Source organism: Paraburkholderia mimosarum LMG 23256 = NBRC 106338, assembly GCF_000739815.1.
GTDB lineage: Bacteria > Pseudomonadota > Gammaproteobacteria > Burkholderiales > Burkholderiaceae > Paraburkholderia > Paraburkholderia mimosarum.
In genome coordinates, this window is the sequence record NZ_BBJJ01000062.1 from 23,957 (window position 1) to 38,398 (window position 14,442).

At 62.5% G+C, this 14,442-nt stretch carries 16 protein-coding genes and 1 pseudogene; 2 read left to right on the forward strand and 15 right to left on the reverse strand.

Annotation, left to right across the window (positions count from 1 at the left end; translation table 11 throughout):
* Positions 1–37: 37 nt before the first annotated feature.
* The 5 genes from benB to BMI01S_RS29195 all read right to left on the reverse strand — a co-directional run bounded on the left by benB (position 38) and on the right by BMI01S_RS29195 (position 4,443).
* The gene (gene benB / locus BMI01S_RS29175; RefSeq protein WP_028214734.1) at positions 38–526 is read right to left on the reverse strand and encodes a benzoate 1,2-dioxygenase small subunit; all 489 of its coding nucleotides are present in this window, start codon (positions 524–526) and stop codon (positions 38–40) included.
* On the reverse strand, positions 523–1,893 hold the full coding sequence (locus BMI01S_RS29180; protein ID WP_028232194.1) for a Rieske 2Fe-2S domain-containing protein: 1,371 nt from the start codon (positions 1,891–1,893) through the stop codon (positions 523–525). The genes benB and BMI01S_RS29180 overlap by 4 nt, the downstream gene beginning before the upstream one ends.
* 115 nt (positions 1,894–2,008) lie before the next feature.
* Positions 2,009–2,944: a catechol 1,2-dioxygenase gene (gene catA / locus BMI01S_RS29185; RefSeq protein ID WP_028232193.1), complete on the reverse strand. Its 936-nt coding sequence runs from the start codon at positions 2,942–2,944 to the stop codon at positions 2,009–2,011.
* Between the two features lie 42 nt (positions 2,945–2,986).
* Positions 2,987–3,277 (reverse strand): muconolactone Delta-isomerase, encoded by a 291-nt coding sequence (gene catC / locus BMI01S_RS29190; protein WP_028214737.1) that lies wholly within the window; start codon positions 3,275–3,277, stop codon positions 2,987–2,989.
* 29 nt (positions 3,278–3,306) lie between these two features.
* Positions 3,307–4,443 (reverse strand): muconate/chloromuconate family cycloisomerase, encoded by a 1,137-nt coding sequence (locus BMI01S_RS29195; protein ID WP_028232192.1) that lies wholly within the window; start codon positions 4,441–4,443, stop codon positions 3,307–3,309.
* A 193-nt stretch (positions 4,444–4,636) separates the two neighbouring features.
* Here BMI01S_RS29195 and BMI01S_RS29200 point away from each other — a divergent pair, with 193 nt between their 5' ends.
* The gene (locus BMI01S_RS29200; protein ID WP_028214739.1) at positions 4,637–5,563 is read left to right on the forward strand and encodes a LysR family transcriptional regulator; all 927 of its coding nucleotides are present in this window, start codon (positions 4,637–4,639) and stop codon (positions 5,561–5,563) included.
* 31 nt (positions 5,564–5,594) lie between these two features.
* Here BMI01S_RS29200 and BMI01S_RS29205 read toward each other — a convergent pair whose 3' ends face one another.
* The 4 genes from BMI01S_RS29205 to BMI01S_RS41135 all read right to left on the reverse strand — a co-directional run bounded on the left by BMI01S_RS29205 (position 5,595) and on the right by BMI01S_RS41135 (position 8,759).
* Positions 5,595–6,920, reverse strand: coding sequence for a type II toxin-antitoxin system HipA family toxin (locus tag BMI01S_RS29205; RefSeq protein ID WP_028232191.1), 1,326 nt, complete (start codon positions 6,918–6,920; stop codon positions 5,595–5,597).
* Between the two features lie 2 nt (positions 6,921–6,922).
* Entirely contained in the window at positions 6,923–7,186 is a 264-nt protein-coding gene (locus BMI01S_RS29210; protein ID WP_028232190.1) for a helix-turn-helix domain-containing protein, read from the reverse strand.
* A 108-nt stretch (positions 7,187–7,294) separates the two neighbouring features.
* Positions 7,295–8,440: an FMNH2-dependent alkanesulfonate monooxygenase gene (ssuD, locus tag BMI01S_RS29215; RefSeq protein ID WP_028214742.1), complete on the reverse strand. Its 1,146-nt coding sequence runs from the start codon at positions 8,438–8,440 to the stop codon at positions 7,295–7,297.
* Positions 8,441–8,609: 169 nt separating this feature from the next.
* The gene (locus BMI01S_RS41135) at positions 8,610–8,759 is read right to left on the reverse strand and encodes a hypothetical protein (RefSeq protein ID WP_154671370.1); all 150 of its coding nucleotides are present in this window, start codon (positions 8,757–8,759) and stop codon (positions 8,610–8,612) included.
* 66 nt (positions 8,760–8,825) lie between these two features.
* On the opposite strand from BMI01S_RS41135, the gene BMI01S_RS44115 reads away from it, so the two are divergent.
* Entirely contained in the window at positions 8,826–9,143 is a 318-nt protein-coding gene (locus BMI01S_RS44115) for a diguanylate cyclase domain-containing protein (RefSeq protein ID WP_028232189.1), read from the forward strand.
* 258 nt (positions 9,144–9,401) lie between these two features.
* Here BMI01S_RS44115 and BMI01S_RS29225 read toward each other — a convergent pair whose 3' ends face one another.
* From BMI01S_RS29225 to BMI01S_RS29250, 6 genes and pseudogenes are all read right to left on the reverse strand, one after another.
* A complete protein-coding gene (locus tag BMI01S_RS29225; RefSeq protein WP_028207645.1) occupies positions 9,402–9,680 on the reverse strand; it encodes an HU family DNA-binding protein in 279 nt (92 codons plus the stop codon).
* A 612-nt stretch (positions 9,681–10,292) separates the two neighbouring features.
* Positions 10,293–10,850, reverse strand: a complete 558-nt coding sequence (locus BMI01S_RS29230; protein ID WP_028214744.1) for a helix-turn-helix domain-containing protein — start codon at positions 10,848–10,850, stop codon at positions 10,293–10,295.
* A 13-nt stretch (positions 10,851–10,863) separates the two neighbouring features.
* Positions 10,864–12,165 carry an NAD(P)/FAD-dependent oxidoreductase gene (locus BMI01S_RS29235; RefSeq protein WP_028232188.1) on the reverse strand — a complete coding sequence of 434 codons (1,302 nt, stop codon included), beginning with the start codon at positions 12,163–12,165 and terminating at the stop codon, positions 10,864–10,866.
* A gap of 602 nt (positions 12,166–12,767) precedes the next feature.
* Positions 12,768–12,869: pseudogene (locus tag BMI01S_RS44120) on the reverse strand (biotin/lipoyl-containing protein); the annotation flags it as partial.
* Between the two features lie 134 nt (positions 12,870–13,003).
* On the reverse strand, positions 13,004–13,720 hold the full coding sequence (locus BMI01S_RS43275; protein ID WP_051381514.1) for a methyl-accepting chemotaxis protein: 717 nt from the start codon (positions 13,718–13,720) through the stop codon (positions 13,004–13,006).
* Positions 13,721–14,128: 408 nt separating this feature from the next.
* Positions 14,129–14,442 (reverse strand): glutamate synthase-related protein (locus BMI01S_RS29250; protein WP_042291435.1); only part of this gene is annotated, 314 nt, incomplete at its 5' end.

Below are 14,442 nucleotides of genomic sequence, written 5' to 3' on the forward strand. Positions count from 1 at the left end.
TCCCATGTTGAAACTGACGCTTGCCGTCTTCCTGACGTCAAACGTGATAAACGTCGAGCACCTGCCGGATGTAGTCGTTCTTGAGCACGATCTTCTTGTATGCGATCAGGAAGTCGTCGCCGGCTCGGCGCATGGTGACGAACATCGTGCCGAAGAATTGATCCGTGGTCTTGTAGCGATGATTGAGCGTGTGGAAGTTGTAGCGCACGTCCACTTCGTCGCCGCGATCCGCCAGCACTTCCACGTTCGTGACATTGTGGCTCGTGCGCGGCTCGGGCATCGAAGCGCCGCTGCGTTCGGTCTTGATGCGAAAGACCCGGTCTTCGAGGCCGCCGCGATCGGGGTAATACATCAGCGAGATCTGCGTTTGGTGATCGTCGGTGAGCTGGTCGTCATCGTCCCACGCCGGCATCCAGTAGGTCACGTCCTCCGCGTAGCAGGCGAGCCACGCTTCCCACTGGCGATCGTCGAGCAGGCGCGCTTCGCGGTAAAGCGTGGCGCAGATTTTCTGGTAGTCGTTGCTCATGCCCGCGCTCCCGCTTGTTCGTGGTCCGTTTCCTTCTTGAGCGCGTCGCGCATGGTATGCACCCAGTACTCGTGCTGGACCACGAACAGTCCCTCGTCTTCGCTACGCTCGCCGGAAATCACCGGTTTGAGTCCCATCTTTTTCGCGTTCTCGTCCGGACCGTCGACCCACAGCGGCGCCCCGCGCGAGAGGTCGTTCCACATCGCCGTGGTGCCGGCATAGCCCGCCTGGCACGCACGGAACTCCTCCAGGTCATCGGCTGTGCCCATGCCCGAGACGTTGAAGAAGTCTTCGTACTGGCGAATGCGCGTGGCGCGATCTTCCGCACCCTCCCCCTTCGGCGCGAAGCAGAAGATATTGACTTCGGTCTTGTCCACGCTGATGGGGCGCACCACGCGAATTTGCGTGCTGAACTGGTCCATGAGGAACACGTTCGGATAGAGGCACAGATTTCTCGTTTGATTGACGATGAAGTCCGCCTGCACTTCGCCCACGCGCGCCTTGATTTCCTCGCGATGCTTGTAGACCGGGCGCACTTCGGGGTTCATCGTGTTCGTCCACAGCAGGATGTGGCCATGGTCGAAGCCGTAGACGCCCGCCACCGACTTGCTCCAGCTATTGGCGTCCACCGCCTGGGTGCCGTCTTCCTTGCGCCGGCCCATCGTGGCGGCGTAGTTCCAGTGCACGGTGCTGACGTGGTAGCCGTCGCAGCCGTTTTCCATCTGCATCTTCCAGTTGCCGTCGTAGATGTACGAGGAGTTGCCGCGCAGCACTTCGAGGCCGTTCGGCGACTGGTCGACGATCTGGTCGATGATGATCTTCGCTTCGCCGAGGTAGTCTTCCAGCGGCTGCACATCCGCATTGAGGCTGCCGAACAGGAAGCCGCGGTAGTTCTCGAAGCGCGCGACCTTCTTCAGGTCGTGCGAGCCGTTCGTGTTGAACTGCACGGGGTATTCGGTGGTTCTTTCGTCCTTCACCTTCAGCAGCTTGCCGGTGTTGGAGAAGGTCCAGCCGTGGAACGGACACGTGAAGCTGCCCTTGTTGCCATGCTTGCGCCGGCACAGCATGGCGCCTTTGTGCGCGCAGGCGTTGATGACGGCATTCAGCGCGCCGGTCTTGTCGCGGGTGATGACCACCGGCTGACGCCCGAGCCACGTGGTGTAGTAGTCGTTGTTGTCCGGAATCTGGCTTTCGTGCGCGAGATAGACCCAGTTCTTCTCGAAGATGTATTTCATCTCCAGTTCGAACAGGTCCGCGTTGGTGAAGATGTCGCGGCGGCAACGGAACACACCGGTTTGCTTGTCGTCCTGCACGGCCGTGGACAGCAGGTGCTCCAGGTCGCTGGCTTTGTCGATGATGGCTGACATATTAGCTCTCCTATGCATACTCCACACGCAGTACGGAGTCCTTGCATCGGTGTCGAAATGATGATCGAGGGGGACAGGCGGCGGGAGTGTCGAAGGCCGCCGCCTTGCTGGACGGTTACGCCGTGGCCGAGGCGCGCGGGCGGTGAACGAGCTGGTTGTCCTTACCCTGGACGAGCGGCGTGAGCGTGAAGTTGAACTCGATGTCCTTGTACGTGTCGGCTTTCAGGCCGAGCGCCGTGCCGCCGGTCTTTTCGACCACGTGCGGAATCAGTTCTTCGCGCGTCGCGTAGGCGAAGTCATCCCAGATCAGCGGGTCGCCCTCGATATTGAACTGCGTGGTGAGCTTGCGATTGTTTTCGGAGGTGACGAAGAAGTGCACGTGCGCCGGACGGTTGCCGTGACGGCCGAGACCGTTCAGGAGCTGCTGGGTCGCGCCGTTCGGCGGGCAGCCATAGCCCACCGGCATGAGCGTGCGGAATTCGTACTTGCCGTCCGCACCAGTCTTCACCGCGCCGCGCAGGTTGAAATCGTCCTGTGCGCCGGTCGGGTCGAAGTGCGAGTAGAAGCCCTTCGAATTCGCATGCCAGCACTCGACCACGGCGTCCGCGAGCGGTTTGCCCTGGAGGTCGGTGACCGTGCCGTGAATGACGAGCGGGCCAGCGTCGGCGTCCGGATTGATGTCGATGCGCGAAACGCTCTCGCGCACCGGCGCGCCTGCAACGTACAGCGGGCCCTCGATGGTGCGCGGCGTGCCGCCTTCGAGACCCACCGCCTTGTCGGCGGCGTCCATGCGGATGTCGAGATACTTTTCGAGGCCGAGGCCGGCGGCGAGCAGCGCCGCTTCGCCGTCCTGGCCGAGCTTGTTCAGGTAGTTCACGCCGGCCCAGACTTCATCGGGCGTGATGTCGAGGTCGTCGATGGCCTTGAACAGATCGCCCAGCAGTCGATAGACGATCTGCTGGAAACGCGCGTTGCCGCTGCCGCCCTTGAGATTCGCAGCGGCCTTCAGCAGGTCCTGCACTTCCTTGGTTTCGAATACTTTTGCGCTCATGATCCTTGTCTCCTGGTGCTTCTGGTATTGAGGGAAATACGCTCAGGCGTCGTTGTCCCGAACGGACGACGGATGACGACACAGCGGCGTGACCGAAATCTTCATGTACGGGAAAAGCGGCAACGCGCTCAGGATGTCGTGCAGCTCTGCGTTGCTTTCTACATCGAAGATGCTGTAATTCGCGTATTCGCCAACCAGTCGCCAGATATGGCGCCACTTGCCGCTGCGCTGCAGCTCCTGCGAATACGCCTTTTCGCGCGCCTTGATTTCATTGGCGACGTCAGCCGGCATGTCGGCCGGGATGTTCACATCCATGCGTACGTGGAAAAGCATCGTCAACTTCCTTTGTTCAGGTATCCGGATTACTTCGTGACTTTCATCAGGCCGCCGCGGGTGAAACGCGCGATACTCGCTTCGTCCAGTTCGATACCCAGACCCGGGCCGTTCGGAACCGTGAGCTCGAAGTCGCTGTAATCCAGCGGCGTGGTCAGGATCTCTTCGGTAATCAGCAAGGGGCCGAACAGTTCCGTGCCCCACTGCAGGTTGGCGAAGCTCGCGAACAGATGCGCCGACGCCACCGTGCTGAACGCGCCTTCGAGCATCGTGCCGCCGTACAGCTCGATACCTGCGGCGTCCGCAATCGTGGCCACGCGCTGTGCCGCGAACAGTCCGCCGCTTTGTTCGATCTTGATGGCGAACACATCGGCGCCCTCGTTCCTTGCGATCTCGAACGCGCTTTCCGGTCCCTGCAGGATTTCGTCGGCCATCAACGCGACCGGGAACCGGCGCATGAGACGCGACAGTGCCGCGGGGGAAGCGACCGGCTGCTCCACCAGTTCACAGCCCGCGTCGGCCAGCGCGGGAATCGCCCAGGCCGCCTGCGTCTCGCTCCAGGCCATGTTGACGTCCACGCGCACGGCGGCGCGCTCGCCCATCGCCTTCTTGATATCGGCAACGTGCTTGATGTCGGTCTTGAGGTCTTTCGCGCCGATCTTCAGCTTGAAAATCTTGTGGCGGCGCGCTTCGAGCATGGCCTCCGCTTCGGCAATGTCTTTGGCCGTATCGCCCGAAGCGAGCGTCCATGCCACTGGCAGGCGTTCGCGGCGGCGGCCACCCAGCAGTTCGCTCACCGGCACGCCAAGGCGCTTGCCCTGCGCGTCGAGCAGCGCGGTTTCCAGCGCGCATTTGGCGAAGTGATTGACCTTCACGAGCTTGCCCAGGTGCGCCATGAGCGCCTGGATACGCGTGGCGTCCTGGCCGATCATCGCCGGGGCGAAGTAGGCGTCGATCGCCAGCTTCATCGCTTCCGGGCTTTCGGGACCGTAGGCCATGCCGGCAATCGTCGTACCTTCACCGATGCCGGTCACGCCATCGCTGCAATATACCTTCACCAGCATCAGGGTTTGCCCGTACATCGTGGCGACGGATAGCTTGTGAGGGCGAATCGTCGGCAGGTCCACCAGGCGGGTTTCGATACGTTCGATCGTCGCGGAAGTCATCTCGAATGCTGCGTAAGTAAGTCGGTATGGTGGTTTTATACCTGCCGGGTATTCGCACAGTCCAATACTATTTGCGTCAAATTCCATACCTTTATAATATGGAGCGGCCGCAATGCCCCGTCGCTCAGCCGATATTGCGGCGCATCATATCCTCCAAGTATCAAAAATTTGACGCAACTTCCGGATTCAAACCATGGACCTCCGCCAGCTTCGTTACTTCGTTGCCGTCGTTCGCGAGCGCAATTTCACGCGCGCTGCCGAGCAATTGCGTATCGCCCAGCCGCCGCTGAGCCGGCAAATTCAATTGCTCGAAGAGGAAATCGGCGTGCCGCTGCTGATCCGCAATACGCGGCCGGTGCGCACGACGGACGCGGGGCGCCTTGTCTATGAGCAGGCCATGCAGATTCTCGGCCGCGTCGAACAGCTGCAGACGGCCGCGAGGCACGTGGGGCTGCATCACCGCACCGTGCTGTCCATCGGCTTCGTCGCCTCGGTGCTGTATTCAGGACTCCCAACGCTGATGCGCAAGCTGCGCGAACACGCGCCGGAACTGGACATACAGATGGTCGAGCTGATGTCGATGCAGCAGATTCAGGCGCTGAAGGAAGGCCGGATCGACATCGGCTTCGGCCGGGTGCGGCACAGCGACCCCAATGTGGCCGGCATCGTCCTGCGCGAAGAACCGCTTGCCGTGGTGGTGCCGATCGGCTCAGAGATGGCGAAGGAATCGACGCCCATCCCCATCGAGCGACTGGCCGGGCAAAAGCTGATCGTCTATCCCAAGGAGCCGCGGCCCAGTTTCGCCGATCAGGTATTGAACGTGTTGCATGGCGACGGCGTGCAACCGGGCGAAGTGCTGGAGGTGCGGGAAATCCAGACGGCGCTGGGTCTGGTCGCGGCCGAGTTTGGCGTGTGCGTGATTCCGGCGTCAGCGCGGCAGATACGCCAGGACGTGCACTATCGGCTGATAGACAGCGATCACGCGACTTCGCCGATCATCCTGAATCACCGTGTGAACGACAGCTCGATCTACGTCGACCTCGTGAAGCAACTGGTCAAGGAGATGTATGCGGAGCCGCAGATGTGGCTTCCTCCGAAGAAGACCTGGCCGCGAACGTGAGCAACCTGCAACGTGACGCAGCTCATGCCCTTCACTGCCCCGCGAGCCGCTCCGCCGAAAAGCGCAGGCCGTCGAAAAGCCGCTCGGCCACTCGCCCAGGAAAGCCCTCGGGCAGCGCGGCCGCCACGTCCTCGATCGCGCGAGGCGTACGTTCGAGCACGCGCTCGATCAACGGGGCGGCATCCGGCCCGTAGTGGCATAGCCGCGCGGTGGCGTCGAAATGCGCGCGCTTCACGTCGCGCATGCGGTAGTGGCGCGCCTTGCCCCACACGGCCATCGCAAGCGTTGCCTTGTGCCACGACCACTGATTACCGCCGTCACCTTCCACGGGCCAGATCGACATCACGTCGTAAAGCGGCGCGAGCTGAAAGCGCCCGGCGGGCAGCAGCCGAATGCTGAAATTCTTCGCATGGCCATCGGGCGCGGCGAGCATCCAGTAAACGATTTGCGCAGTGAGGAAGGTCTCGATGTCCTCCTGTGCCCGCTGCGACTGGCGCAAGAGACCGGCGATCTCGCGCGCGCCAGGGCCGCCGTGCGCTTCATACTTGCGATGCGGCGGCACGGCGAGCGCCTGGCAGAAGTCCTCCTGCGGCAATCGAAGCAGCGCGCCGCTGCGCGAGCGCGTGCGATCGAAGCGCTCGACGCACAACACTTTTTGCGCGCCGAAGTGCATGATCTGCGCCTGCGAAGCGGGCAGCCCATAGGCCCTCAGCAGTGCCAGGCAAAGCCATTCGTTTTCGACCGAGGTATTGAAGTCCACCTTGCGATGGCCGATCAATCCCAGCGGCAACTTGAGAATGTGCGTGGTGGGTGTGGCGCCCCGTGGCAGCAGCCATTTTCCCCTATGGCGCAGGAGCGCGGTCTTCTCCTGCGCGCCCGCCAGCGAAATGCGCAGATCGTCGAGCTCCTGCGCGCCACCGGGCAACGCGCCGGCCGTTTCCAGCAGCAGGCGTTCAATGACGGCGTCGCTCAACGCTACGCCTTCGATCTTGTCGACGCGCCCCGGCGTTTCGTCCTCGCCGAGCAGTTGCACGGCGCCCACGCAATCGCGGCCGATGGCCTTGAGCAGGTCAAAGGCATCGAGCGTATCCGTGCGAAAGCGCGCGGCGATACGGCGGCGGATCGGCTCGCTGTCGGGCAGGAGATTGTCGAAATAGTACTGCACGCGTTCACCGCGCAGCGGCACGTCGCCGATGCCGAACGGCAGCGAAAGCGAAAGCGGCCTGCCCGTGGCCGAGTGTTTCCAGGCCTGGTCGTAGCGCAACTCGCTGTCGCCCGCGGGCGTCATGATCCACGTGCCCACGCGCTCGCCGTTGGCCCAGATGGAGAGCGCGCGCGAATGCGATTTGCGGCCCATGGTCACCACTCCGGCGTGCCGGTGCCCTCGGCCTGGCTGCTGGCCGCCTCGCGCGACTCCACGCAAAGCTCCAACCCGTAGAGCGCGAAAAGCGCGAGCATCTGTTCTAGCGAAAGGCTGGCGGTGCCCGTGGTTTCGAGCGCGGAAAGCCGTGGCTGGCCAATGCCGAGACTCGCCGCGGCCTGCGCCTGAGTCATGCCCCGCGCCTTGCGCGCCGATTGCAGAATCTCGCCAAGGCCGCCGGGCGTCTGGACGATGATCTTCATGGAATATTCCTGTTAGGCATAAAATGATTATATGCCTGTGGCGAATATCCTGTCTATATCGCTACCAGGAATAAAACCAGAATATCACTGTCAGGAATATATGCAGGCCTAGCTGCGTGCGGCCTCCAGATCCTGCGCTCGCGCACGCACATCGAACGCCCCGCCCGTCAAGGTCTGATCGCGCAGCGTCACCGGCTTTTTGCCCGGCAACAGCGGGAACACCAATTCCGCGAAGCGGATCGCCTCCTCCAGGTGCGGATAGCCCGAGAGCACGAAGCTGTCTGCGCCGGCATCCACGTATTCCGCAAGGCGTGCCGCCACGGTTTCGGGGTCGCCCACGAGCGCCGTGCCAGCGCCGCCGCGCACGAGGCCCACGCCGGCCCACAGGTTCGGGCTGATTTCGAGCTTGTCGCGGCTGCCGCCGTGCAGTTCCGCCATGCGGCGCTGACCCACGGAATCCATGCGGGCGTAGTTTTCCTGGGCGCGGCGAATATCGTCGTCGTCGAGTTTGCTGATCAGGCGCTCCGCGGCAGCCCACGCTTCGTCGTTGGTCTCGCGCACGATCACGTGCAGACGCACACCGAGCTTGAGCGTACGCCCATGGCGCGCCGCCCGTTCGCGAATATCGGCGAACTTCTGCGCGACGGCCTCGGGCGGCTCGCCCCAGGTGAGATAAGCGTTCACGTGTTTTGCCGCCAGTTCGTGCGCCGCTGGGGAAGAACCGCCGAAGTAAAGCGGCGGATGCGGCGTCTGCACCGGCGCATGAAAATTCTGCGCGCCCCGCACGCGCAAATGCTTGCCCTCGAAGCTCACCGTCTCGCCGCGCAGCAGGTCGCGCCAGATCGTGAGGAACTCGTCGGCGGCCTCATAGCGTTCGTCGTGCGCGAGGAATACGCCGTCCGCCGCAAGTTCCGTGGCGTCTCCGCCAGGCACGACGTTGAGCAGTAAACGGCCGTTCAGCGCCTGGTCGAGTGTGGCTGCCTGACGCGCCGATGCAGTCGGGCTGCCCAGCGAGGTGCGCAGCGCGACGAGCAGCTTGATGCGCTGCGTGACGGGCGCGAGGCTCGCCGCCGTCACCCACGGGTCGAGGCAACTGCTGCCGGTGGGAATCAGGAGGCCATCGTAGCCGAGTTCTTCGGCAGTGACGGCGATCTGACGCATATAGGCGTTGGTCGGCGCGCGGCCGAAATCGGATTTGCCGAGGTAGCGGGTATCGCCCGAAGTCGGCAAGAACCAGAAGATGTCGAGACTCATCAGTGATCCTGCTGCGGGTAAATGAAGGCGCGAGAAGAGAGAGATCGAGCGCGCTCGGCGCTTTCGCATGACTATCGCCGCCCGCGCATCGCTCAGTTGCGCCCTCATTGAAACAGCCCGCAGCGGTTTCCCCTACCAGTTAATCGGCAATTGCATATGACGTATTCGGCTATGCGCCCGTATTCCCGGCAACGCCGGTGCGCGCACGGCCTGCCGGCTGGTATCGCCGCACGCTGTTGCCGAACTCAAGTTTTTCGAGCTGCTCGACGAAGTCCACGACCAGGGCATCGTCGACTCTTGCGCGTTCACCGACGTACACCCGAATTCGTCGAGCGCTGCATGGGCGAAATCCGGGTGCTCGACGTGAACCACTACACGATGGGCGATGTATCGCGCACCCGACAAGGCCGCGCTGCTCGCGCGCCTGCCCGAGGTGTTTCGCGACGACATGCCGCATCGGGTCGCTGCTGGCTTTATGGGTGGCCGGCTCTTTCAGCACCGCGAGGCCGTGAACTACGCGCTCGCCGGCACGGGGCTACCAGACCTGAGCTTTTCGATCGGCTATTCAAGCTGCGCAGAAGGCGAAAACGTGGAAGCGATGCTGCGTGAAGCCGATGCGGCGATGTACGAGGCCAAACGCCACCGCAACGAAACGAGCCTCAAGTCGATGGAAACCGAAGTGCAGATGACGCCCGACGCATGATCGCAAGACGCGAAAATGCTTCGGATACCAAAGTAAAATCAGGAAAGAAAAAGCGGCCGGCATGTGACCATGCCGGCTTGCCGAGGGCATCACGCCCTCGCTTCCCGCAGCAATCTCACGCGGCCAGGCGAATGGTTCGAAGCCGAATGCCAAAGCGCGGGCCGCCGCTCTCGCATGATGCAGCGCGGCCCGCAGCCGCGCCGCGCGCCGGCGATCTCGCCAGCGGCGCGCGCATCCGCCATGACGACGGACTTTGCATCACGACGCGTTGACGGCGTCCTTGAAGGCCTTGCCAGCGGTGAACTTCACCGTCTTGGCAGCGGCAATCTGGATCTCCGCGCCCGTGGCCGGGTTGCGGCCCACACGGGCGGCGCGCTGGCCAGTCGAGAACGAGCCGAAGCCGACGAGCTGCACCGAGTCACCCGAGGTGACCGCGCGCGTGACGACGTCGAGAATCGCGTCGATGGCTGCGCCGGTGGCTGCCTTGGTCTCGCCCGTGCTAGCGGCGACTGCGTCAATGAGTTCCTGTTTGTTCATCTGCTACCTGTGTTGAGTTGAGAAAACCTGCATACCCTACCTCACGCGGGCGAAACAGGCAAATCGCGTTGCATATGGAAACGCGTCGATAGACCGCCTGCATGTGTCTTGCTTTCCACATGCATTGCGGCGAAAGGCGAATCAATAGCACAACCCTGAGTCGCTGTGTAGACAAAAGCAGGCAAAAAATGGGCAAAAATGCGAAAAAACGACGATGCGGCCTGCGAAAACGGGCTTGCGGTCGGTTTTCCCAGGGGGAACATGAGGAAACCGCATAGGAATGATTCGTGCATATGAAACGATGAAAGATGGCCGGGCCAAGCAGTTTCTTTGATGCCGGCCGCGGCTCGGGACGATTCCCCGGCATGCAGCGCTGCTGCCGGCCGCCCGCAGCACGGATGCCGCTTGCGCGGAAAGCGGAACCCTTCTCGCGCCACGCACGATGCCGGCGCGGCGACCGGGTCGAGCGTAAGCGTTCTTTTCGGTTTCTTTCAGGCGCGCAAGCACGACGAAGCGCAGCCGTGGTCTCATCGAGTGACCGCCGTAACAAGATGTACGCGCAATAACGCATCGATCAGCCATGCTGAACAAAGCGCACTGGCACGCGAGGAGTCAGGTAAAAACCCAAAGCACGCGCGCCGGCTGATCGGTGAGATTGGCGTAACGAAAGCGGCAGCGCGCAGGCAACTGAAAGCTGTCGTTGGCGCGCAGCGTCACCGGTTCGTCGCTCTCTTCCAGCCAGATCGTGAGCTCGCCCTCCAGCACGAAGCCGCCCTGCTCGTCGCTGTCGTCGACCGGGCGCTCGCCACTGCTCGCTCCGGGATCGAGCCGGCTCTCCAGCATCGAGAACCCCGATGACATGCTGGGCGAAACCAGCACGTCCGTAATGCCGCCACCATAGTAAAGCGTGCGACGCTCGCCTGGCCGCGTGACCCACGGCAGCGCGCGCGGCATGCTCACGCTGTAAAAATACGTGGTGGGCGTCTGCAGCGCCTCGCCGATAGCCGTGAGATCCGTCACCGTGGGCCGCGACAGGCCGCGCTCGACCTGCGAAAGAAAGCCCACCGAGCGACCGATCCGTTTCGCGAGTTCGGCAAGCGTCATCTTCTTGTGCCTGCGCAGATCGCGAATGAGGATCGCGAGGCCTTCTATTTCGTCCTGCTGGTCCATGCGGGTTTCTCCGTCACACGACATCGCGCAGCCGATACCACAACTTCCCAAGCGCCTCCAGCGGTGCAGCGAAACGTTCCCCACCCGGAAAGCGCGGATTATGAATGCGTTCGTAGAGTGAGAGCAAGCGCGTTTCGCCGAGGATGGCGTCGGCAACGGCGCGCGCCGCGGCAAGCGTCGGCAGGATGCCGTGACCCGAAAAGCCCTGCATCCAGTAGCGATTGCGTTCGTGGCCCACGTCCGGCGTGCGGCGAATGCTGATGTCGATATGGCCGCCCCACGCATAGTCGAATTCGACCGCGCGCAGTTGCGGGAACGCGCGTTCGAGACTTGGGCGGATCGCCGCGCCGATATCGTTGGGGATGCCGCCCAGATAGGTGCATGCACCACCGAAGAGCAGCCTATGATCCGGGCTCAGGCGAAAGTAGTCGGGAACGAACTGATTGTCGATCACGCAACTGTTGCGCGGCAGCAGCGAGCGTGCAAGTTCCGGCTCGAGCCTGCGCGTGGCGACCTGCCAGGTGCCCACGGGCAGCACGCGGGCCGCCAGTTCGCTGTCGAGCCGGTCGATATAGGCATTGCACGCGAGCACCAGCGTGCCGGCGCGCACGTTGCCGTGCTGCGTGTTCGCGACATAGCCGTCCGGCGTTTCGCGCCAGGCGAGCACGCGACTTTGCTCGAAGATGACGCCGCCCGCGCGCTCGATGGCGGCGGCAAGTCCCAGTGCGAGCTTGAACGGATCGAGGTGCCCCGCCTCGGGATCGTAGAGCGCCGCGCGATATCGCGGGCTGCCGATCCACCCGGGCATCTCGGACTCCGGGATGAAACGCAGGCCGTCGTAACCCCACTTCTGCGCAGCCTCGTCGCGCGCGGCTTCGAGCATGGCGACGCGCGAGCGTCTGACCGCCGCCCACAGGCTGCCTGGCCGGTAGTCGATGTCGAAGCCGTGCCGCGGGGGCAATTCACGCACCTCGGCGGCAGCCCAGCGCATGCTCTCCCATAGCTCGCGCGCGCCCTCCCGTCCCAGCGCGCGTTCGAAGGGCGCCATGTCGCACGACCATCCGAGCAGTGCCTGGCCGCCGTTGCGCCCCGACGCCGCCCACGCCACGCGGCTCGCCTCCACGACCGCCACGCGCCGGCCCGCCCGCGCCAGCCGCAGCGCCGTGTGCAACCCGCTGAAACCAGCGCCCACGACGAGGACGTCTACGCTGCAATCCCCCGCCAGCGCGGGGCGCTCGCGCGGCGCACCCTGCGCATTGCCTGCGTAGTCGCGAGCGTAATAGCTATCGATATGGCGAGTCGATTGGGTGAACATGCGGAGTTTCCATGAAAAATCGTCTGCTAGATTTCATGAAAAAATAGCACGGCAATTTCACGGACGTGAATCGGCACAATCCCGGTGGCGGGCGGCGGCTGCGCTCAGAAGCTCCTATGGGCTCGTGCCTGCTCTTGAAAGTCGGAAGAAAAATCGCGCGGTTTCTGCATGATCTATAAAATTTTTCCAGGAAAACGCGAATACGCCGAACGCAGGCGACTCAACTGCCTAACTACCCCGCAGCCTCACGCTGCGCCCCAGTTCGTCAGGGTCGTCGATAGCCTCGCAGGCGAAGCTACATCTGAATTGCGTGCGCGAGCGCCGGCGCTTTGCATCGAAAGTGTTGCGCTCCCGTGGTTTCTCCGTGTACCTTCAGATCGCTCACGCCGGTCACAAGGAACTAGCCCATGTTTAAGTCAAAACTACGCCGAGCCCTCGTTAAGGAACGTCGGACCACGATGGATAGCCAGCGCTTCGATCGTGAAGCTTCTGCGCAGCGTCGGGCGGCTGGTCAGCCGCCGGAAGTCGAGCCGAAATCGGACATGCCACGCTTTGGTGAGCGCCCATCGCGCCACTGAGCGCCATGACCGTGGCTGACGACTGTCGCCTGCCTGAACGCGCAAAGCGGCAATGGTGCAGTCCCGCGCCGCCGCGATGTGGGTCTCCATCTTCATGGCTTCGAGCGCGATCAGCGTGGTTCGAGCCCGACGCGCTGCAGCACCGACGTATCGCTGCAGTACACAGGTATGCGGAATACTCGCCCGGCTGTTTCCGCCGCGCCGGAAACGTGTGACCGACCTGGCGATCTGGCGGCTGTGAGGGCACACACCTGCAGTGGTCAACTCATAAGCTGACGGACGTTCCGTATATTTTCCGATACTTGCTTGACCAATTTGTCGGAATCGTCAGCAAGCCTCTTGATCTCCGCCGCGACAATCGCGAACCCTCTGCCGCTATCTCCAGCACGAGCAGCCTCCACGCGTGCATTAAAAGAAAGAATGGAAAGGGCCCGTATCGTTTTCAGAATCTCCTCGACGTTCGAAAGAATGGCGCTTACCGCGAGGTTCGTTGCTACGAGCCGCTTTTCAGCCGCCAATTGAGCAGCACGCTCGCCCTCAACTTCAATCACCAATCCCTCCAGGAAGCGGAGCTTGCCTGCGGCATCAAATACGCCCCTCCCGACTTCTCGTACCCAGACGGACTGCCGGTCGGCTCTGTGAATACGGTAGTCGACCGTCCATGTTTGCTTCTGACGTATCGCCGACTCAATGGAATTCGATACGTACTCCTCGTCATCTGAGTCAATCAATGATGCTAGCGTCCGATTTCTGTTGCCGATAAAATCAGCCACTGGGTAACCCGCTAATTTCTGAATGCCTTGGGTCGCGTAGATCAACGTGTAGTTTTTGTCGTTGAGGCAGCGATACAGGAAACCGGTGAAATTGGCGGTGATGCTTTTCAGGATGGAGAGCTCATCTGCTGCGAGTACTAACTCGCAAGAAAGGGGGCGGTTCTCCCCGGAGCCTGCAGGTTTTTCCTGTGTCAGTGGCATCATTTTTGTCGTACTCAGCCTTATCTTGCAATGCGTTGAGGAAATACTGAACGGCGTCGCTTTATCCTCGCAGCTCTTCCCCGCGTGGGTTGCCAGCAGCCACGATGACGCCCCTTCTGTTCAGTCCCATTACAGGACCTTCAATCCTGATACAGGCGTCACCGCCCCTGCGCATCCCGTCGGCGCGCTCATCCATGTGGAGTCCTTCCTTGATTTCTTCCTTGACCTCGGGACGAGAGCTTCCCAAGATCCCTGCCGAAGCCCGAATCAAGATCGAGCAGCCTTTATGCCGGATGCCGGCCGCGCTTCAGCAAGCATCGCCCGATCTCATCCCGTTGCAGTGGCCTTTCGAGTTTCGGCATCTTTCAGGGAAATTCTGGACACGTCTTCTCTGCTTTGCCGACTGACCAATCAACGCAGGTTCAGACCAGGAATCCACGACGTGCCTGCCAACGGCACGCGCGCCATGGCCGCGGCTTCCACGGTCAGGGCGACCAGATCCTCGGGCTCCAGGTGATGCACGTTCTGCTTCCCGCAGGCACGCGCGATCGTCGTCAGTTCCATGTTCAGCGTCTTGAGGTAGTTGCGCACACGGCGCGAACCCTCATCGGGCTGGACGCGCTGTTCGAGAACGGCGTCCTGCGTCGTCACGCCAACGGGGCATTTGCCGGTGTGGCAGTGGTGGCAAAAGCCCGGCGACGTGCCGAGCGCGGCATAATCGGCAG